General features: G+C 60.1%; 15 protein-coding genes. 5 read left to right on the forward strand and 10 right to left on the reverse strand.

Going from position 1 to position 21,357, the window contains the following annotated elements:
- Positions 1–21: 21 nt before the first annotated feature.
- Entirely contained in the window at positions 22–954 is a 933-nt protein-coding gene (gene coaE / locus RY113_RS04975) for a dephospho-CoA kinase (RefSeq protein ID WP_315913723.1), read from the forward strand.
- Positions 955–1,036: 82 nt separating this feature from the next.
- On the opposite strand, the gene RY113_RS04980 is transcribed toward coaE, so the two are convergent.
- Complete coding sequence (locus RY113_RS04980) at positions 1,037–1,513, reverse strand: DUF4190 domain-containing protein (protein WP_315913724.1); 477 nt, start codon at positions 1,511–1,513, stop codon at positions 1,037–1,039.
- Between the two features lie 233 nt (positions 1,514–1,746).
- Here RY113_RS04980 and uvrB point away from each other — a divergent pair, with 233 nt between their 5' ends.
- Positions 1,747–3,831: an excinuclease ABC subunit UvrB gene (gene uvrB, locus RY113_RS04985; protein WP_110106491.1), complete on the forward strand. Its 2,085-nt coding sequence runs from the start codon at positions 1,747–1,749 to the stop codon at positions 3,829–3,831.
- Between the two features lie 1,274 nt (positions 3,832–5,105).
- Entirely contained in the window at positions 5,106–6,047 is a 942-nt protein-coding gene (locus tag RY113_RS04990; protein ID WP_315913725.1) for a phosphodiesterase, read from the forward strand.
- 37 nt (positions 6,048–6,084) lie between these two features.
- On the opposite strand, the gene RY113_RS04995 is transcribed toward RY113_RS04990, so the two are convergent.
- Complete coding sequence (locus tag RY113_RS04995) at positions 6,085–7,599, reverse strand: stealth family protein (protein ID WP_315913823.1); 1,515 nt, start codon at positions 7,597–7,599, stop codon at positions 6,085–6,087.
- A 438-nt stretch (positions 7,600–8,037) separates the two neighbouring features.
- Between RY113_RS04995 and RY113_RS05000 the strand changes: the two genes are divergently transcribed.
- Positions 8,038–8,430 carry a DUF3253 domain-containing protein gene (locus tag RY113_RS05000; RefSeq protein ID WP_245932253.1) on the forward strand — a complete coding sequence of 131 codons (393 nt, stop codon included), beginning with the start codon at positions 8,038–8,040 and terminating at the stop codon, positions 8,428–8,430.
- A gap of 1,978 nt (positions 8,431–10,408) precedes the next feature.
- Here RY113_RS05000 and RY113_RS05005 read toward each other — a convergent pair.
- The 8 genes from RY113_RS05005 to RY113_RS05040 form a co-directional block, all read right to left on the reverse strand.
- Positions 10,409–10,591 (reverse strand): hypothetical protein, encoded by a 183-nt coding sequence (locus RY113_RS05005; RefSeq protein ID WP_315913726.1) that lies wholly within the window; start codon positions 10,589–10,591, stop codon positions 10,409–10,411.
- A gap of 147 nt (positions 10,592–10,738) precedes the next feature.
- Positions 10,739–12,121 carry a threonine/serine exporter family protein gene (locus RY113_RS05010; RefSeq protein ID WP_315913727.1) on the reverse strand — a complete coding sequence of 461 codons (1,383 nt, stop codon included), beginning with the start codon at positions 12,119–12,121 and terminating at the stop codon, positions 10,739–10,741.
- A gap of 866 nt (positions 12,122–12,987) precedes the next feature.
- On the reverse strand, positions 12,988–13,674 hold the full coding sequence (locus RY113_RS05015) for a response regulator (RefSeq protein ID WP_315913728.1): 687 nt from the start codon (positions 13,672–13,674) through the stop codon (positions 12,988–12,990).
- Positions 13,671–15,449, reverse strand: coding sequence for a sensor histidine kinase (locus RY113_RS05020; protein ID WP_315913729.1), 1,779 nt, complete (start codon positions 15,447–15,449; stop codon positions 13,671–13,673). Before RY113_RS05020 ends, RY113_RS05015 begins: the two co-directional genes overlap by 4 nt.
- Positions 15,433–16,662, reverse strand: a complete 1,230-nt coding sequence (locus tag RY113_RS05025) for an MFS transporter (RefSeq protein WP_315913730.1) — start codon at positions 16,660–16,662, stop codon at positions 15,433–15,435. Before RY113_RS05025 ends, RY113_RS05020 begins: the two co-directional genes overlap by 17 nt.
- A 10-nt stretch (positions 16,663–16,672) precedes the next feature.
- A complete protein-coding gene (locus tag RY113_RS05030; protein WP_315913731.1) occupies positions 16,673–17,797 on the reverse strand; it encodes an ABC transporter ATP-binding protein in 1,125 nt (374 codons plus the stop codon).
- Positions 17,790–19,553, reverse strand: a complete 1,764-nt coding sequence (locus RY113_RS05035; protein WP_315913732.1) for an iron ABC transporter permease — start codon at positions 19,551–19,553, stop codon at positions 17,790–17,792. The genes RY113_RS05030 and RY113_RS05035 overlap by 8 nt, the downstream gene beginning before the upstream one ends.
- Positions 19,554–19,593: 40 nt before the next feature.
- Positions 19,594–20,760 carry an ABC transporter substrate-binding protein gene (locus RY113_RS05040; RefSeq protein ID WP_315913733.1) on the reverse strand — a complete coding sequence of 389 codons (1,167 nt, stop codon included), beginning with the start codon at positions 20,758–20,760 and terminating at the stop codon, positions 19,594–19,596.
- Positions 20,761–21,160: 400 nt separating this feature from the next.
- Between RY113_RS05040 and RY113_RS05045 the strand changes: the two genes are divergently transcribed.
- Positions 21,161–21,349, forward strand: a complete 189-nt coding sequence (locus RY113_RS05045; RefSeq protein ID WP_315913734.1) for a hypothetical protein — start codon at positions 21,161–21,163, stop codon at positions 21,347–21,349.
- Positions 21,350–21,357: the final 8 nt, after the last annotated feature.

Raw genomic sequence — 21,357 nt, forward strand, 5'->3', positions numbered from 1 at the left:
AAATCAGTCTAGTGTGGAGTCATGCTTTCATTGGGACTCACTGGTGGCATTGCCGCCGGAAAATCGCTGCTCTCCGCCCGCTTCCGCGACCTAGGTGCCTTGGTCATTGATGCGGACCAGCTGGCCCGCGAGGTGGTGGCCCCTGACTCACCTGGCTTGCGCGCCGTCGTCGAACATTTTGGTGCCGGCATGTTGTTGGCCGATGGCGCACTGAACCGTCCGGCCCTGGGCGCCATGGTTTTTTCTGACAAGGCACAACTGGCGGCCCTGAACGCCATCACGCATCCTCTGGTGAGGGAGGCGGCCACCGCACTGAAGTCCAGCGCCGGGCCGGGAACCATTGTGGTGCAGGACATTCCGCTGCTCGTGGAGACAGGGCAAGGCCCCGCCTTCCATCTGGTGGTGGTTGCGCAAGCGCCATTGGAGAGCCGTCTGCGGCGAATGATGACTGATCGTGGCATGTCGTACGAAGATGCGATGGCGCGCATTGGTGCCCAGGCCAGCGACGAACAGCGCATGTCAGCGGCCGATGTGGTGATTGTTAACGATGGCACCCGAGAGGATGCTCTTGGCGCAGTGGATGCACTGTGGTTTGACCGGCTAGTGCCGTTTGCTGTGAACCTGGCAGCTGGAATAGCTGCCACAGCGTCCCCAGATGCGTCCACTGTTCACGCTGCGGCAGCGTCAGTGCCCCTTGAGGAGGGCGCAAGGGACAGACTGCTTGCGCGGCTTCACGTGGCAGTGGGGGCGAGTGCGGAGATTGTACCGTCCTGTTCGGCGCATGGACCAGTGTTTGTCATCGAGGCGGCTAGAGGAACTAGCAGGGGGAGTCTGTTGGCTGCTTTGGCTGCGGCAGGCTATTTCCCGCTGCCGCAAGGTGGAGGATCAACTCTCTTGGCCTCGGCAGATCCGGGCCAGCACGCCACAATTGAGCTGGCAGCAGCACCCCTCTAACGAAGCAGGGCCCGCACCGTTGAGGTGCGGGCCCTGCTAGTCTGCGGTTCCCCGGAGGGAAAGGCCGAGACTTATTTTTGGCTTAGTAGCCGGCGCAGGAGTATTCCAGTCCGTCAACCACAACGGATTCGGCACCGGTGCTCTGGCACTGGTTGACAACCTGAGTGATCAGGTCCAATCCGCCCACTTCGTTGACGGCGTTCATGGCTGCCACGACAATAACAATGGTCGCAATGATGGAAGCAACAACCGCGAGTGCACCGATGATGACGGCCACCAGGGCCAGAGTGTTACGTCCAAAGCCGGCTTTCTTGGACTTGGAGAGGGCCACGAAGCCCAAGATCATACCGACCAGACCGAAGCCTACGAACGGCAGGATGATGGCAACAATGGACAGTGTCTTGCCCGGGTCCACAGCGGGTGCGCCGTAGGGGGCAGGCTGCTGGCCGTAAGGTGCGGGAGGCTGCTGGCCGTAAGGTGCAGGGGCCTGGCCGGGCTGGCTGTAGGGTGCCTGGGTTTTTACGGGCTGGCCGTAGGGGTTTTCGGGATTCTCGCTCATGTTTTCCTCTCAGGAAGCTTTCTCAAGCCGGTGGTGTGCAGTGTGATGTCGATGGGTTCCGTGTAGCCCCCGGAAGTGGCTGAAGCAACACCTTCGTGCTTAGTCTCATTTTGTCATGGCATGGCTGACAAGTTGGTGTTGTGTCATGGGGAGTCCTCCCCATTAGCTGCCAGAGGTGAACAACTGGCAGAGGAAGTGCCCCATAGTGCATAGGACGCGGTAGCGTTAACGCCATGAGCCTTGCGCAGGAAATCAACCGGGTCGTTGCACCCTTCGAAGTCATCAGTGAGTTCAAGCCGGCAGGCGATCAGCCTGCAGCCATTAAGGAACTGACCGAACGCATCAACAACGGTGAGAAAGATGTGGTCCTGCTCGGTGCCACCGGAACAGGCAAGTCCGCCACAACGGCGTGGCTCATTGAGCAGGTGCAGCGGCCCACACTGGTCATGGTGCAAAATAAGACCCTGGCAGCACAGCTTGCCAACGAATTTAGGGAGCTGCTGCCTAATAACGCTGTTGAATATTTCGTCTCGTATTACGACTACTACCAGCCGGAGGCGTATGTTCCGCAGTCGGATACCTTCATTGAGAAGGATTCCTCCGTCAATGAAGAGGTAGAGCGGCTACGGCATTCGGCAACAAACGCGCTCTTGACCCGGCGTGATGTGATTGTGGTTGCCACGGTGTCATGCATTTACGGACTCGGCACCCCGGAAGAGTACGTGGCTGGGATGGTCACGCTGCGCCGTGGGGAAACCATGAACCGTGACGATCTGCTGCGCAAGTTTGTGAGCATGCAATACACGCGCAATGACATTGACTTCCACCGCGGCACCTTCCGCGTCCGGGGGGACACCGTAGAAATTATCCCCATGTATGAGGAACAGGCCCTAAGGGTGGAGTTTTTTGGGGACGAGATTGAAAGCATCTACACCCTGCACCCTTTAACAGGGCAGATCATCAGGGAAGAAAACGAGATGTATGTCTTCCCGGCATCTCACTACGTAGCCGGGCCTGACCGCATGGCTCGGGCCGTCAAACAAATTGAGGATGAGCTGGCTGCACGAACTAAAGAACTTGAAAGCCAGAACAAGCTCCTTGAAGCGCAGCGGCTGCGCATGCGCACCACGTATGATCTGGAAATGATGGAGCAGATGGGTTTCTGCAACGGCATTGAAAACTATTCGCGGCACATTGACGGCCGTGATCAGGGCAGCGCCCCACATTGCTTGATTGACTACTTCCCGGATGACTTTCTGCTGGTGATTGACGAATCCCATGTGACCGTTCCGCAGATCGGGGCCATGTATGAAGGGGACATGTCCCGCAAGCGCACCCTTGTAGACCACGGCTTCAGGTTGCCCTCCGCCATGGATAACAGGCCACTGAAATGGGATGAATTCCAGGAACGCATTGGCCAGACCGTGTACCTCTCGGCCACTCCCGGAAAGTACGAGCTGGGGGTATCGGATGGTTACGTGCAGCAGATCATCCGCCCCACGGGACTCATTGACCCCCAGATCATTGTGAAGCCGTCTCAGGACCAGATCAATGACTTGCTGGGAGAGATCCGCAAACGTACAGCAAAAAATGAGCGCGTGCTGGTGACCACCCTGACCAAGCGCATGTCCGAGGATCTCACTGACTACCTCTTGGGCAATGGCATCAAGGTCCAGTACCTACACTCCGATGTTGACACCTTGCGACGGGTGGAACTGCTGCGTGAACTCCGCATGGGCGTTTTTGATGTGTTGGTGGGGATTAACTTGCTGCGTGAGGGCCTTGATTTGCCCGAGGTTTCCCTGGTCAGCATCCTTGACGCGGATAAGGAAGGGTTCTTGCGTTCTTCCACGTCACTGATTCAGACCATTGGGCGTGCAGCCCGTAACGTCTCTGGTGAGGTGCATATGTATGCGGACCGGATCACGGCCTCCATGCAGTTCGCCATTGACGAGACCAACCGGCGCCGAGAAATTCAGGTCAGCTACAACAAATTACATGGTATTGATCCGCAGCCGTTGCGTAAGAAGATTGCCGATATTACCGACCAATTGGCCAGGGAAGACGCGGACACGGCAGCCCTGCTGGAGGAGGCACGTCTCAAGCGTGAAACAGGCGGAAAGGGTGGCAAGAAGAAGGCCTCTGGCAGCACCGCCTCCCGCCCTGCGAAGGAATTGATGGACCTGATCGAGGAACTAACGGCACAGATGCATGGTGCCGCCGCTGATCTCCACTTTGAACTGGCCGCCAGGCTGCGCGATGAGGTAGGGGATCTGAAGAAGGAACTGCGCCAGATGCGTGAAGCCGGCCACGACTAACGGTGCGTGCGCTTGCCCCGCGGGTCGATGTTGTTGAGACCCGGAGGGCAGTTGCTGCGCCTTTTTGGTTTGTGAAGTTTAAACGGGGTTATAAGGTTTGATATCTGATGAATGTTTTGAACGCTTAACATGCTCTGAGCTGCAGCAATAGATTTCATTGTTAATTCTGCGAGAATCTTTGACTGGTTGTTTCGTCAAGAAGTTACGGTTCCAATTTCACTGCTGCTCAGCGGTTGGATTGGTTGCTGTCCTCGCAGTTTTCGCTTGGCCGCCTAATCTCCGAGAGTCTGACAGGGGCTGAGTTGCGTTGATCATGGTGCACCCAATGTGGCATTTCATGGCGTCCTCATGCTCAACTGGCAGTTTCGGACTTCATCACGCTAGTAGATTGTTGCGCCTTCTAGCTTGTCCGGGCTAAAGCCCGTTCCATGCAGAAGCTTTCACATTTGCCGTAGGAAAAGTGGCGCTTGGACCCGGAAAAAAGACGAATATGGAGGGTTTTCAACACTTGATTGATTCAACCGGCCGTGCGGTTGATGCGTTGGCTTCGCTTCCGTCATTATAGGAACGTTGCTTGCCGCTCTTTTCGCCTTTTCCCGGCCTAATCCCCGCTAATGCGAGGTGTATCAGCAATTCCAGCGGGTCCCTCGAATTGGAGATAACAGGACGCTTACCGTGGCAGAAGCAACAAGAAAAGCCCCCAAGAGGAGAAAGATACCGCATAGTTTTTCGTATTGTATCTAGATCCACGGCGGGGTGAAGGCCGCTGGGCTACATCGTTGCAGGTTGCCGTTCAAGTGCTCTCGCCCCTGATAGCACGTCGGCTGGCCAGTTGCCGGACCAACTCTCGTCCCGGGGTGGTCGCGGAGCTGTCCTGCCGCAGGGTGATTTCCTTAAGGTTCAATCGCACGGTGCGTAGTGTGAGTGAAGAAGGGCCCCAGTGCTCAGTTCTGACAGGGGAAGAACCATGATCTTCGCATTTGTGGCCATCCGCCTTCTGCTAGCCGTCACGGCGTTCTGTTCCGTTACATTGACGTGAGCTGTGGGCCGCGGGCTCCACCGCAGGCGGTTCCCTCGCCGCGAAATTGATAGCCTCTCGGCACGCTATAGGACTTGTTTTCCGGTGCTCCATCATTGGTCAACGTTCGCGCAGCCTCAGACGTTGTCGCAAATTTACTGCTCTGTTGACCCGGAATTCATGTGGGAAGTGATTGGATGGAGGTACATGAGAGGTACACGGTGAACGCCGCATCCACCCGACCATTAAGGCAGTCATGGACTTCATTGAGGCCGAACACCCCCGACCGCGTCATTTTCTGCTTCACATGAGCGACACCCACCTAGTGGGTGGACGGGGCATGCTGTACGGGGCGGTGGACAGTGAGCAGCGGCTGCGCCAAATATTTGCGCAGATTGCGTTATCAGGTGACCGGCCGGAGGCAGTCATCTTTACCGGCGATCTCGCCGATAAGGGTGAGCCCGAAGCCTATGCCAAGCTGCGCGGGATTGTGGAGCCAGCCTGCCTAAACATGGGCGCACAGGTGATCTGGGCCATGGGGAACCATGACCATCGCGGAAACTTCCGCGCAGGCCTTCTGAGGGAGCCGGCAAGTGGCGCCCCAGTGAACCACCGTTACTTCCTGAACGGACTGCGGGTCATCACCCTGGATACCTCGGTGCCGGGCTTCCACCACGGTGAGGTCGACGCCGAGCAGCTGGAGTGGCTGGCCGGGGAACTCGCCACGCCTGCCCCTGACGGCACCATCTTGGCACTCCACCACCCGCCGGTGCCCAGCGTGCTGGACCTCGCCGTGCTCGTTGAGCTTCGCCGGCAGTCCGAGCTGGCGGCTGTGTTGCGCGGCTCGGATGTGCGCACCATCCTGGCCGGCCACCTGCACTACTCGACCACCGCCATGTTCGCCGGGATCCCGGTATCTGTTGCATCCGCCACGTGCTACACGCAGGACCTAAACGTGCCGGCAGGCGGCACCCGCGGCCGCGACGGCGGGCAAGCCTACAACCTGGTCCACATCTACGAGCACACCATCGTCCATTCCACCGTGCCATTGGGCTCTGGTCCCACCGTTGGCGAGCAGGTCAGTGCGGAGCAGACACAGCAACGCCTCGCTGCAGCTGGGGTGCGCATCCCTGACCACGCAGTGCGCTCTAGTGGCATCCCAGTGCTGGCACGACGGCGTGGGCCGGGGCCACACTAAACCTCAGCTGCTGTGACATTCGGCTGGGGCGGGCGTGTCACTTTTCCCACGGTGCGGCAATAGGGAAATACTTCTGCAGGAAATCGGTCACCAATTCGGCGCGTTCCTCCGCGGGGACCTCGGGGAAACTGCCGTCATTGAGGCAGAAGAAATCCATGTTTCGCTTGGCAAGCAGTTTCGGCAGGCACCTCAAGCCGGCCCGCGCCGTCGTGTCCACATACCTCACCTTGGCATCTGTCTGGATCGTTGCCGTGCCCGTGAGTAGCCCGTAGTAGTGATACAGAGAATTGGTGACGGAAATGTTCTCCGCAGCCCGGAAGGTGCTGGCCGCGGTGGCCCTGAATTCAGCTTCAAACTCGTGCTCCATTTCCGCCATGACACTGCGGCGCAGCGGTGCGGCCGTGTGTTCCAGGTGCCGGGTCGTGATGCGCCCGAACCTATTCCAAAGCAATTTGCGGTTGACCCGGGCCGCGTTCTCAAAACCGCTGCGCTCGGCGTCGTTCTCGCCCAATCCGATTCTCGTCTCAGCTTCGATGAACTTCGTGATCCCTCCGGGGGTGAAGAACATGTCAGGGCTGACGGGTCGGCCAAAGAACATGTCGTCATTGGAGTAGAGGAAATGTTCGGACAGGCCGTCTATGTGGTGCAGCTGGCATTCAACGGCCTGCGAATTGTGCGTTGGAAGTACTGAAGGGTCGGCGAAGAACTCCTCACTGCGGACCACCGTCACCGAAGGATGCTCGTCCAACCAGACCGGGGTGGGGGAGTCCGTGGCGATAAAGATGCGCCGAATCCACGGCGCGAAGGTGTAAATGGAGCGCAGCGCATATTTGAGCTCGTCGATCTGCCGGAAGCGTGCCTCATGGTCGTCACCCTCACCCACCACCACGCCCTGCATCCGGGCGCGTCGGGCAGCAATGTACTCAGGTGAGCTGCCGTCAACCCAGGAGAAGACTAAGTCAATGTCGAAGCCGATGTCGGAGGCGTGATCAGCGAACATATTCTCAATGGTCGGCCAGACGTGACCATACTTCTTCACGGTACCGCGCACGGCGTCCTGTGCCAACAGTGTGCGCCGGGTCAGCGAGTTTTCGATGGGCAGCACCAACTCCTCTCCGTTAAAGCTCCACAGCTCAATTTGAACCCCAAGCGCCGCTCCGTAAGTGAGTCCGCCCTCGGGCTCCCATCGCGGCCGGTACAGGCGGAGAATCCGAGACCTGTTATTCCTCGCGACTATCCCGTCAGCCACCAACACCGCGGACTTTTTGCGGGTGTCCACCGTCAATGAATAGAACGGTTCGTCGGCGGAGGCCTCGACGAGAGCCTCACGCAACAAAGCTCGGTCCTCCCAATCGACCGAGATCACCGGACGTTCGTCGTTGCCGCGCACCAGCAGGTAGCTCAGCCCGGCCTTTTCAAGAGTCTCGCGGATGAACAACAAGTCATCCACCATGGCTTGGTTGGGTGTGCGGTCACGGTTGAGCAGGACATACCGGCCCTTATGCAGGACAACGTCCGCCCTATTCTTGAAGCGGGCAGCGACGGACGGCAGGCTTTCCTCGATGAGTTCAATGTCGTCGTCTGTGGCGGGATTGCCGTAGTAGACATCATGTGAAGCGTTTACGTCGGTAATGGGGGCTCCAATGCTGTGTCGAGTAATGCTGAGCCACCGGTGGGGGCGACTGATTACACGCTCTACATGAATGATAGTGCGTTGCCGGTGCGGTGCAAGGCTAACAGCTCAGCGTCGTACTACCAGATATTCGGAGTTTGCCAGCAAAACACGGACAGTATTATGGTGAGATATTCAACGAACTGATGGCGCTGGAGTAACGCCATAATAGTTAGTAGGGAGGGGCAGGCTGTGCCGAATGAGAAGACTGGGGAAGTCACTCAGGACGGACACTACCTCCTTATCAAGGGCAGGAAGTGGCGAGCGAGCGATCCTGGCATTCCTCCAAAACTGCGTCAGGAATTGGTCGATGAACTCATGGCCGCTCGACGCGCCGTCAAGTCCCGTCAAGACGATGCTCGTGCACGAGTTAACGATGCAAAGATCGCATTAGGTGAACGCGGTCAACCTTGGTGGGAAAAGAGCGAACCTACAGCATTCGATGAAAGAATTTCTGCGACCATTCGAGCCTTACTACGCAAGCGCGCTAACTCCTCGATCTGCCCGAGTGAGGTCGCCAGAGTAGTGTGCGGTGACGGCGACGCTTGGCGCGAGAGCATGGGCGAGGTCCGTCGTGTTGCAGCAGAGATGGCGTCCCGTGGCGAGCTCACGGCCACTCAGAAAGGCATGGCAGTAGAAGCTGAGAACGCGCGAGGCCCGATACGGCTTCGTCCCGTGTCATCTATGCGCGAGGCGTCCTCTGGTCAGTGACCCGAGACCTCGGAAAGCGCCTTTTCATGCTCAAGGCTCCGGCCGGACCGGTGGACACTGCAGCCTAGACCGGAGTTTTTCCGCTGCCATTACTCTCGCAACGACTGGTCAGCAGCTGATCTGACAGGCCGGGTCAAACGTATTGACGTCTCTCGTGGACGCGCTGGGATTCCACCGATGGTGTGAGGACAGGTTGAGTCAGTTCTTCAAGGCCCGCGCCCACTACCTCCCCCAGGGCGATTTTGGGTCCTTGGCTCTCATACTGGCCCACGGTGGAGAGCATGGCTGTGATCTGTACATCCCGCGAAACAGGCCGAGCGTGTTTGGCAAGAACACCTCAAATTCTACGATCTCTCGCTCCATTCAGCGTAGCGTGGCCAACCTAGATCTCTTCGCTTACGGATTCCAGACGTTGTGGGGCGGGTTAAACTCCCCGGTCTGTCAAGCCCGCGAGGACCGGGGCCCGGCGTTGACCGCCGCAGCTGTGGAGCCGCTCAGTCTGGACTTGGATGCCCCGCTCGTTACCTCGCATCGCGATAAGGAACAGGCTGTGGGAACGGACCTGGGAAGAAGCCAAAGGGGTGGAGCGCGGCCAAAGTCAAGGTGGCGTGGTTGGTGGGGCACCCTGGATTGCTCGCCCAACGCCCCGCATTCTTGGATCCAAGTCCGCGGGAGAGCGTTGGCGGTGTCAAGCCGGCTTAGTTACATAGTCGTTGAGTAGCTTGCTAAATGCTTTCCTTGGTGTCAGGAATTCTAGAACTGCCAGGGGCCGATCGTTGTGCTGATCGGCAAATAGAGTCCATATAGGGCTGGTGACTCGTCAGCTCGATGTCTTGGCATGTACTCCGGGATCAGCCCCTTCGGGTTCGTATTCGAAGGTCGTTCCGACAGTGCGTGGGCCTGCGCGAAGTTCACGAGAAAATCAATAGCCAGTGTCAGTTCGGCGTGGAAGGCCATCTCCGTATCCTGATCCCACGTCAAAGAATCACGCCTCAGGGCGAGCAGGCCAGTGGCACGATCGATCGGGAATTCGGCGAGACGGTCGGACCCTCTTGCCCGCCGACAGGCACAGCAAGCTCCAAGCTGCTGTGCCGCTCCATCGGCGTCCCGATAACACTCTTGCCGCCCTTGCTGGCCACCAGATCCTTTTCACACGCACCGGGAACAAGGCGATCTGACGGTTGCTCGGACCGATCGTCGATGCTGACCATGGCAGTGTTCCGACCACCGGCACGTTCACCCAAAAGCTTCACTGATTTACTGTTCGTACACTTGGCTTGGAGCATTATTCCTGACTTAACCAGTTCTACCGTAGGCACAGCGTAAGTCCAGTGGTAGGAAAGCCTCGTGTGAGACAGTCCGGACTTCGACATGGAGCGATTTCCTCCTAGTTCCAACGCTGGCTTCTGTGGCCTTCATACGCAAACGGAACCCTATCTGCAGCGTTGTCCGTGACATGGCGAGATCTGCTTCTACACTGGCTGCAAGGACCGGATCCACCTCACTTGTTGCAGTCTTAGTGGTGCGGCAAGGGGCGAACGCGATGCCGTTGGTTTTTTTACTCCGGGTGTCTCGGTTTATCGTGCGACGTCGACGGAGGCGTTGGCGCCGCCACCGAGTGATATGGCGCTGCGTGTAGCCATGTTCAAATCGTGGGGTGTGCCACCACCAACAGCGATTGCCGCTACCACGATGAACGCATTATCATTCTTCGTCGCGCGTTTCTCGGCACCACTGCTGGGTTTCTTCCTGGTGGCAGTTCCGGGAGGATTGTACGGATTTCGCTAGCTGGATCTTACGAGCCTTGGAATTGCGGCACCACTTTTGATTGGAACCATCTTAGGCATCAGAACGGGTGAGTGAGCCAGATGGTGCGGGCTACACAGTGGACTCTTAGCGCGCAGGGTACGTCGTTCAGTGGATCCTGAGGCTTGGGCGAGGGGAGGTTCTCGCTTTCGAAGTGACGTGGGGGAAAGGTTCAGTTACGCGTTTCCTCTGACGGGTCACTGAACCCGATAATGGCCTGCTCAAAAGTCACTGTTCCAGAAAAGAACAACGCCAACGCCACTGCGAGGGCGACAACCGCAGGAGGAAATTTGTTCCAGATGAAAATAATGATGGCCGCTATCAAAATGGCGCTCGTTGCAATCAACGGATCCATATACGCAATTCTCCCACCCGGTGCCGTAGGACTGTCATCACCCCATACTGGATAACTTTCAACACCACCTTAGGGCATCAGCGGCGTCGTGGATCATGCGGCACTGCTTGGGAGGCCTTCCCCGACCCAGGTACTGGCGAACTCCCCTCAATGAGGGGCTTCACTGTCCCGTCGCTGGGAGCGTTTTCGTGAGAACCGTGCGGGCAAGGCCAGTAGTGGACCCGTGACACGGCGTGGGCCCCGAACCGGCGAGACGGCGAGATCTATAAGGAACTGCCCCAAAATAGCGCCAGCAGCAAGAGCTCCAGCAACCGCCGCCGCAGTGAACATGCCCAGCAAACCGGTCACAGACCCGTCAGCAACCTGCATGAGACCGTTGAAGAGTACAAAGCCAGGTAGCAGAGGAACGAGGGATGTCACCACTGTGGGCAGAGGAGGAGTGCGAGTCAGCCGAGCCGATAGCGAGGCAAGAGCGCCGATCACCACAGCGGTCAGGGCCGAACCCCAAACGGTTCCAGCCCCGGCTGCAATGGACAATAAGTAAAAGAACTCTGTAGCGGCGCCAAGAACGACCACGGCGCCCAGAGCCCGCCACGGTAATTGGGCTGCCAAAGCAAAACCGACCACGATAACGATGGCGGCCACGATCGTGACCGTAGGCCCATGGGAAGATCGTGCTTCGCTGACGCTAATCACCAAGGGCACCCCGACTCGTGCCAGTAACAGCGAGGTCCCAATTATCCCGGCTGCGATCCCAACAGTGATCACGACGGCCTCAGTCATCCGGGCAAGGCCAGTGACGTAGAAACCCGTCAGCGTATCTTGGACCGCACCGAACGTGGTGACCCCAGCCAGCAATACAACAATCGTGGCCACAACAACCAAAGAAGATGAAGCATCTGGATCAATATAGTGGACAAGCGCGGCAGCAACAGGACCAATGACTCCACCGAGCACGCTTTGATAAAAAACCGGTACACGACGAAACCCTAGCCCGGTACTGATCGCCTCCAGCACAAACGAAGCACCAAAAGCTACAGCGGCAACCAGCCATCCACCCCCAAAAAGTACTGCAGCACCCGCACCAATCAGGCTCCAGCCAGCTCTGCGCAACAGTCTGGGAACCTGCGGTGGTCCCGAAAGAATCACAGACAAGCGCCGGCGGGCTGCTTCGATGCCAATCTTTCTATCACTGATTCGTGTGATCAGTGCCGCAGCAGAAGCCAGCCGCGCATAATCAAGTCCCCTCTCCCGAATAATACGTCTGCGCGAAACCGACTCGTGAGTATCCGGGTCCGTCCACGTCAACGTCAACATGGTGTGCGTCACATCCGCAGTAGTCCCACCCACTCCGTAACTTTCAGCAACAATACTCATAGTTGTCGTCGCTTCTTCGGCGCCGGCCCCAGAGGCGAACAAGACCTCCGCCAATCGAATTGATAAGTCCAGAACAGCCCAGAGATGGACAATCCCGTCCCCGTTGGCACGGGCTACTAACTCCCCGGAGCACTCACCGGACCGGCTCATCATAACGACCCTGCCCCTAAGCCGGCGTCATCGACGGCACTTGTCATGGACGCCTCACACATATCGTCCCGGCACACTGTCCGCTCTTCGTCTGAAAACCTAGGAAAGTAGTCAAAAGGAACGCCTCCAACTGCCACCATGTACACCACCAATTCCGAACGAGGACCAGAAACCACTGAACTAATTATGCCGAATGCCGGCGAACGCATCCGCCCACACGCCATAGCTATCCAACCGAAAGTCACCCCACCGACGGAGCAGCGCCTATCCCTTGAACGATAACCCAACCGATGACCACCAGGATCAAGTAAATTCTAAAGGGTGACCAGGTGCCAACAGCAGGGATAAACGAGGGTCATTTGCCCGCAGAGAGCCCGCTCAAAATGTACTCGCCATCAGTGTCAGGGACCGTTTCCTGGCTGCTGAAAACTACGCTGAAATTACGAGGTGCAAACGCCGCCTACACCGTCAATCAGAAATTTTCGTCAGGCGTGCGCTCCCCGGCCGAGCCCGTCTTTGACTCGTCATAGGTGGCAACTGAGCCAGCAACGGTGGTGCTCTTTGCGCCGCGCGTGAGGGGTCTCTGTATTGTATCTGGCATGTCCTGCGCTATTGAAAGTTCTGCGCTATTGGAAGTCCTCGCTGAAACAGTCAGGGTCCACTGGAGGATCCTGACTGGGAAAGTGTGCTCCTAGGAGTCTGGCGGGGAGTTCGGCTGCTGTGACGGCCTCATCTCCCATGCTGATGTGAGCCAGAAATCATGGTGGGCTAGCGGTGGAGCAGGGAGCTTTCCGGCACCGATAATGACGGACCCGGTGTGGGGGATATGGCACTTTCCCGATCAAGGCAGGCGAGCCCGATCACGAGTGTCAGGACGCCGCGCTGTACCGGTTCTCCGGCCGCCCGCCGCCATATCGCGGTGTGAGAGTGGCCCGGCCAATGTCCACCAGATGCTCCAAATAGCGCCTCACACCCACCCGTGACATGCCCACCAGTTCCGCCAATTCAGCCGCCGAGACATCAGTGCCAGCCGCCTGCAGCGCCAGGTGCACCCGCTGTAGCGTGACTTCGGAGAGGCCTTTCGGGGGCGGGGCATAGCGCTCGGCCGTGCTGGCAATGAGCGCATCCACGCTGCGTTGGTCCAGCAGTCTGCCGCGTGAGCTGCGCCGCACGGTGTCGATTTGCTGTGCCACTTCCTCCAGCCGTTCAAAGAGTGCCGACGCCATGAAAGGTTTGACCAGATAATGCCGCACGCCCCGCGCCCTGGCAAGCCGGACGCTGTCCACGTCGCGGGCGGCCGTGACGGCGATGACTTCCATGGAACTCACTAGCTCCGGGCTGAGACGGGAAAGGACCTCCAGGCCAGAGAAATCTGGAAGGTAAAAGTCCAGCAGGACCACATCAGGTTTCAGGCGTCCAATGAGTTCTAGCGCCTCTCCGCCCGAGTGAGCTACTCCCACTACGGTGAAGCCTTGGTGGGAGGAAACAAATTCACGATTGATGAGCGCCACGCCAATGTCATCTTCGACGATCACAACTCTCAGTATTGTGCTCATGCCGGCTCCACCGGCTCGGCGTCAAGTAGCCGTTCGGGCACCAGGTTCTCGGGGTCGACTGGCAGATACACCGTGATTCGGGCGCCGAAGGCCCCGCTCGGGGACGAGCCACCGGTTCTAGTGCTTTCCAGCCCTTCCTTAATGTCAACAACCCCACCATGCCGGGCGGCGATCCGCTTCACCAGTGTCAGGCCGATGCCGCGCCCGGTGGACAAGGCGCCCGGAAGGGCCGCCTTGGATGAGTATCCGGACGCAAAGACACGGTCCCGCAACTCGGGGGCGATGCCCTCCCCGGAGTCGGACACTGAGATGGAAACTTCACCGGAGCCGGCCAAGTAAGCCATCAGTACCGATATCCGCCCGCCAGAGCCCGTGGCCTCGACGGCATTGTCAATCAGATTTCCGATGATCGTGAGGAGGTCCTCGCGCAGGGTCTCCGCGGAGGCGCACGCGGATAGTGCCGGCAGTGCAGAGGCGTCCTCGATGGTGATGTCGATGCCGAGTTCATCGGCACGGACCTGCTTCATGAGTAGCAGTGCGGCAACTTCCAACTCCCGGATACCGGACTGGCCGGCTAATCGCGTGAGCGCCCCGCCCGCGCGCTCATGCGAAATGTAGGAGACCGCCTGCTCCACACGGCCCACCTCCAGCAGCCCGGAAATGACGTGCAGCTTGTTGGCAAAGCCGTGTGCTTGGGCGCGCAGCCCGTCAGCAAGGCCCTGCACGCCGTCGAGATCGCGCAGCAACGCGTGCAAGTCCGTGTTGTCCCGCAAGATGAGGATGGAGCCGATCTCCTGGCCGCCGATCTTTGACACGTCCCGGCGCACCAGCAACACCCGCTCGCCGGAGAGTATGAGTGACTGTTCAGCGCCGTCGTCCTTCAACAGCTCCACCAAGGAGCCGTCCAAGGTCTCCCGGGCCAGTGTGCCCACCACATCAGGCTTGTCGCCGAGGGAGAGCAGATGCACAGCGGCGTCGTTGATCAGGGCAATGCGTCCGCGGTTGTCAACGGCCAGCACGCCTTCACGCACCCCATGCAGGATGGCTTCGCGCTCCTCCAGCAGTCCAGCGATCTGCTCCGGTTCCAGGCCGAAGATGCGCTTGCGGATCACGGCGGTCACCCACGCCGCGCCAACCACGCCAAAGATCGCCGCGACCCCGATCGTGACGAACAGCCAGGTGGCATTGGAGAGGTATTCATTACGCAGGTCCGACTCCAGCACCCCCACAGACACCGCCCCGATCACCGCATGCCCTGCACTGAAAATGGGTACTTTGACCCGCCACGACGTGCCCATCGTTCCCGTCTGCGTTCCCACAAAGATGTCCCCGGAGAGTACTTCTGCAGCATCCGTGGAGACATGCTTGCCAATCTTGGACGGGTCGGGATGCGAATAACGGATGCCATCCGCGTTCATGACCACCGCGTACGCAATCCCTGAGGACTTGCTGATCAGCTCCGTGATGGGCTGGATGATGCTGCTGGGATCGCGGGTGTTAAAGGCCTCAACGATCACTGGATTCTCGGCCACCGATTGTGCGACGCCGACCATCCGGTCCTGATAATTGGCGCGGAGCTGGTGTTGCTGGGTAAGGATGGCAACGCCGCCGGTGCCCACCACTGTGATAAGGACAATGACCATTTGCAGCAGCAGGAGCTGGGTCCGCAATGTTATCCGTCGTCGCATTCCCCCATTTTGCCAGAAAATGTGCCGGGGACCGCGTTTGCGGGCGGCGGTCTGCGAGAGCGGTGGGGGCTCAGCCTGCGGGTTCATCGGCACTCTCCTCTTCTGCGGCTTGTCCGACGGCGGCCCCTGACCAAGCCGCCCCGGCAAGCATGATTCCGGTGCCTATGAAGACGCCGCCAACCCCGGCCACCGCTGATAGTGCGCCCAGTGCGGTGGGCAGCAGTGTCTGGCCGAGCCGGTTGCTGGCCAGCCGCAGCGACATGGCCAGGCCGCGTGTGCCGGCATCCGCCAGCTCGGCAATCCAGGACATGGTGATGGGCTGGCAGGTGCCAATGGCGAAGCCGTAAATGGCAGCCAGCATGATCAGCATGGACAGTTGCAGGGGCAGGGCAAAGAGAAGAAGCGCCACGGAAGACAGCGCAATGCTGCACACCATGAGCCGGCGGCGGCCAAAAGCCTTCACCATGGGACCAAGGAACAGCCGAGAGAACATGGAAAACAAGGACCTCGCCACGAGCATGGCGCTGACCATTCCGGCAGTAATGCCGCGTTCGTGCCCGAGTGCCGGAAGGTATGCCAGAAACAGGTCCACGGAGGCCAGGACCAAGCTGCCGGCCAGCAGTGCCCGCAGGATTCCGGGGGTGCGCAGCAGCGCCGCCACCGAGGGGAGCATGCGTGCACGTTGACCCGTGGAAGGTGCCCGCTTCGAGCTTTTGATGAACAAGGAAATGCCCAGCAACACCACGGCCAGCGCGCCGCATACCGTGAAGATGACCATAATGGGCGGTGTCTCCAAAGTGCCGCCCGGAAGTGCCAGGAGCAGTGGGCCGATGGTTTGGCCCAGTGATGACGCAAAGGTGAAGTGGCCGAACTTGGAGTCGAATTGCCCGCGGCTGGTGGTGTTGGCCACGATGGCCTGCTCGCCAATGACGGAGAGCAGTTGGCCCACGCCAAGGAACATGGTGGCCAGCAGCAGCACGGCCACCGAGCCGCCACCCAGAAGCGCCAGCAGCACTGCAGCGATCAGCGCCGCAGCGCCGGCGATCAGGGAAGCCCGCTCGCCCGTCCGGTCGATGATGTGCCCTGCGGGCAATGCCAGTATGAGCGCCGGCACGGCAAACGCCGCCACCAGCACGCCCAGCAGGGCCTGGGATCCGCCCGCATCCAGGACGGCGTAGGAGAGGGTGGGGCGCATGCCAAAGGTGATGGACTGAATGACGACGGCGTGCGCCAGCACCAGCGCCACGGCCAGGCGCCCAGGCCGGGGAACCTGCGAGGGCGCCTGGCCGGAAGCATTCATGGCCGGCGGCTCATGCCGCCACTGTCATGAGTTCTTGTGCTTCGGCCGAGGGGACGTCGGCGCCCGGGTACAACAGCGCATCTCCGGGCTCAAAGACCAGCCGCACACCGCCGTCGAGGTCCCCAACGGGGGAGACCACCTGGACTACATTGCTGCCCAGCTTCAGTCCGTATTCGTAACGCGAGCCCACATAGGAGCGGGTCAGCACGGTGGTTTCCAGCACGTTGGTGCCGGCGGCATCGGAGGAGGAGGTGATGCGCAGGCGTTCGGGGCGGACGGCCACCGTGACGGCGTCGGCCGGCTTCAAGGCCAGGGTGCTGGCCACTTTGACCTCCAGCCCGGTGTTGTCGAGGCGGACGGTCGCCGTGCCGCCGCTGATCGCCGTCAAGGAACCGGTGAAGAAGTTGCAGCTGCCCACAAAGGCGGCGACGGCGGCTGTGGCGGGCTTTTCATAGATTTCAGCAGGAGTGCCGATCTGCGCCATCTTGCCCTCAAACATGACGGCGATCCGGTCGCTGAGTGAGAGCGCCTCGTCCTGATCGTGCGTCACATAAACGGTGGTGATGCCCAGGTCCACCTGCAGGCGCTTGAGCCAGGCCCGGGACTGTTCGCGCAGCTTGGCATCCAGGTTGGAGAGTGGCTCATCCAGGAGCAGGACCGATGGCGAGTAGACCAGTGCGCGGGCCAGGGCCACGCGCTGCTGCTGGCCGCCGGAGAGCTGGTGCGGGAAGCGGTCCTTCAGATGTGCCAGGCCCACGGTGTCCAGGGCCTCATAAATCCGGGAAGCCTTCTCTTCCTTGGAGACCTTGCGGATGGCCAGCGGCATCACCAGGTTTTGTTCCACCGTCATGTGCGGCCAGAGGGCGTAGGACTGGAACACCATGCCCAAGTTGCGTTCCTCTGTGGGAACATACAGTTTGTGCGCAGTGTCAACGAACGGCACACCGCCCACGGTGATGGAGCCCGAGGTAGGGGATTCTAGTCCGGCAATGCTGTTCAGTGTGGTGGATTTCCCGCAGCCACTGGGGCCAAGGAGCGTGAAAAACTCACCTTCCTTGATGGTGAAATTGATGTCGTTCAGCACGGTAACGTCGCCAAACTTTTTGTGCAGGTCCTTTACGTGTACTTCAGGCATCGGAGTGTCCCTTCATGAACAGGTTCGCCACGGCGACGAACACTGCGGTTATGGCAATTTGGATGGTGGCCAGGGCGGCAACGGAGCCGGTGTTGCCTTGGACCCAGAGGTCGAGCATGGTGGTGCCGATGACGCCGGTGTTGGCAGAGGAGAGGAACAGCGCGGCGGAGTATTCCTTCATCATGGTCACGAAGACCAGGATGAGCGCGCCCACAAAAGCCGGCTTTAACAACGTGCGCAGGATGCGGAAGAAGGCACCGAACCAGTCGGCACCCGAGGTGCGGGCGGCGTCGTCGAGCTCGTGGCCAATCTGCATGATGGCCGGGGCAATAGAGCCGAACGCCGTCGGGAGTGCACGCAGTCCGAAAGCGATGATGACAGCCATCAGGGTGCCCTGCACCAGACCGCCGCCGGGCATGAGCGCGAAGACCCAGAAGAAGCCGATGCCCACGATGATGCCGGGCATGGCCTGCGGAATCAAGGCCAGGTACTCCACGCTGCGGGCAAACCTGAACGGTGAGCGGCGTGCCACGAGGACGGCCAGCAGTGCCAGTATGCTCACGAGCGTTGCGCCCACGGCGGCGATGATGACGCTGTTGGTGATGGACTGGACGTAGACCGGGAACGTGAAGACGCGCTCGTAGTTGGAGAGCGTCAGCGAATCGAACGGGTTCGCCAGCGGGGTGAAGATCATGGTGAAGGAGCGGAACACCAGACCCAGAATGGGCAGCAAGGCACCGAACACAATGTAAATGACGATCGCGACGGCGGCCACCCACTTGAACTTGCCCAGGTCCAGCAGCCGGGGGCGCGTTGCCTTGCCCCTGACGGAGATGAAGCGCCGGGCGTTCTTGAGCACCTTGGCCTGGATGGCGACGGTGCCGATGGTGACGGCCAGGATGATGGTGGAGGCCGCGCCGAGGATGCCGTAGTCGGGCTGGATGGACTGCAGCCCGTTGGTGTACAGGAACGTGGAGAACACCTCGATCCGCACGGGTGTGCCGTAAAGCAGCGGTACGCTGAGGGTTTCCAGCGACATGCTGAACACCAGGATGGAGCTGTAGACGATGGGCGGACGCAGCATCGGCACCACCACCTTGAACAGGATGCGCAGGGGTCCGGCGCCGCAGACGCGGGCGGCACTTTCCAATGATGCGTCGGACTGGCGCAGGGCGTTGGCGCAGAAAACATAGGCGATGGGGGCCAGGCCCACGGCCTCGGTGACCGCCATGCCGCCCAGCGAGTACAGGTTCCATGGCAGAAAGCCCAGGAACTGGCGGACCTGGACGCTGATGAATCCGGCCGGGCCGTACAGGGTGATCCAGCCGAAGCCGAGGATCAGGGTGGAGATGAAGAACGGCCATTGCATGGACAGGCCCAGCAGCCGCCCGAACGGGAGCTTGGTGCGTACCACCAACACCGCCATGGGGATGGCGATCAGGAGGGTGAGCACGGTGGTGCCGACGGCGAAGATGGCCGTGTTCAAGATGACCTGGCCGAAGCCGGCGTCGGTGAACAGCCGCGTATAGTTGCTAGGCGTCAGGAGCCCGCCGGCTTCGTAGAGAGGCCGGTCGCGGAAGGACTGGTAGAGGATGGGCACAATTGGCGCAAGCACAAAAAGCGCCAAAAGGATGAATACGCCGTATTGCACGATCCGGCCCCTGTCGACGCCGAAGACCCGTGGGTATTTCGGCGCCGGCAGGGTGGAACGGCCAACCGGATGCGAGGTTGCACGTTTGGTGCGGGTGATGGTCATTGCTTGGCCTGCCTGGTCGCTGGAGAGATCTCGGAGGGTGTCAGCTGCCCAGCTGCGCGTTCCACTTGGAAACAAAGGCTGTGACTTCGGCATCCGGCACCACGGTGTAGGGGACGCGGATGATGCCGTCCTTACCGGCCAGCTTTTCCACTTCCTGGTACGTGTGGCGGCCCTCGCTGAGTTCCACGTTGTCGCGGTAGGAGCTGAGCCCTCCTTCGGCAACGGCGTTCTGGCCGGTCTCGGAAAGCACAAAGTCCAAGAACAGCTTGGCCGTGGCCGGGTGGGGGGCCTTCGGGGTGATGCCGATGCCGCGGCCCAGCACCACCGTCCCGTCGGTGGGCAGAACAAACTTGACCAGCCCGCCGCTGGCTTTTTCCGCGGGGTAACCCACGGCGGAGCTGATGAAGAACCCGGCCACGTATTCGCCGGATAGAATCTTTTCCTTCTGGGTTCCGGAGGATGATTCCGGCCGGGCGGAGGGCAGAATCTCGTCCAGACCTGTCCATGCGTCGGAGCTTCCCTTGGCGAAGGCATGCGAGACGGTGAAGCCCCATGCACCCTTCACATCGCGCGTGGTGATCTTGTTCTTGTAGCCGGCCGCATCCGCGGTGACAGTTTTGGCCAGGCCCGCAATACTGGTGGGTGCCTCCTTCATGAGCGCGGTGTTGTAAGCGATGCCCACCGGGTCCAATGACATGGCCCAAACGTTCGGCATTAGCTGTGCGTAGTCCGGAAGCTGCTTGGTTTCGGGGGAGTCGTACTCCATCAGGGTGTCCGACTTCTCTCCGTAGCTGGCCCATGCTTGGACGGCGTTGGAGACCAGCATGTCCGCGGGTGCCTTGCCCGTCGCCATCTCGCTCAACTGGCGCTGGAACACCTCGTCGCTGTCCAGGTTGTCGGCGGAGACCTGCGTCCACGGGTACTTGGCCTTGAAATCCCGAAGGATGGGTGCCCAGTTTTCCTGATCGGTGTTGGAGTAGATGGTGAGCTTGCCACCTTCGGCCTTCGACGCGTCCACGATCTTCGAGTAGTCGGCGGGATAGTAGCTGGGGAAGCCTTCGGGGACGGCGTTGGCGGCCGGCTTGTCGGCGTTGGTGCTGCCGCATCCGGTTAGCGCTGCTGCGAGGGTAGCTGCGCCGAGGACGCCGAAACCCAGTGCCTGGCGGCGGCTGACGGACCCTGAATTGAGCGGTGAAGAACGGAACATGATTCACTCCCTTGTGATCTGGAACACTTTGCGGTTCTGTTTTCATGTTCCGTTCGTTCGGGCCCGCCATCAATCTTTTGGTCGTATTGGTAACCACAAGGGGACTTTTGGTCATATTGGTCCGGATTTGGCGCCCGCCCAGGATGCCCCGCCCCCAGCTTGTCAAGAACATGAAGCTCGACGCCGGGCTGCCGCACGTGCCGGTTCCCGTTGGATGCCGGTGCGGTAGCGCTCGCAGTCTGGCGCGGGGAGACGCTGACATGCGGCTACGTGTTGGGCGGGCATGCGCCGTTCAGCCTGTCTATGTCCATGCCGTCGGACTTCGTTGCCACGGCCACGACGGAACTCGGTGCTACCAGTGGCACGGCAGTCTAGGGCCCGCCGTACAACGCGACACCTGATGCCACACAAAAACTGGGCTTCATTGATTTTTCAGTCCCTGTCCGGGGTCCGCATCCCCATTGACACGGCCACTGAATTTGTCCTCGACCCGCTCAAGGCGCTTCCCTCACCACCGCCCTTACCGCTGCCAGCGATGGAGATCCTGCACGGGTGGGCCCCGGCGACTATGGTCCAGTCCCAGCGTTGACAAGTGCA

The organism is Arthrobacter sp. lap29, from assembly GCF_032458965.1.
Taxonomy (GTDB): domain Bacteria; phylum Actinomycetota; class Actinomycetes; order Actinomycetales; family Micrococcaceae; genus Specibacter; species Specibacter psychrochitiniphilus.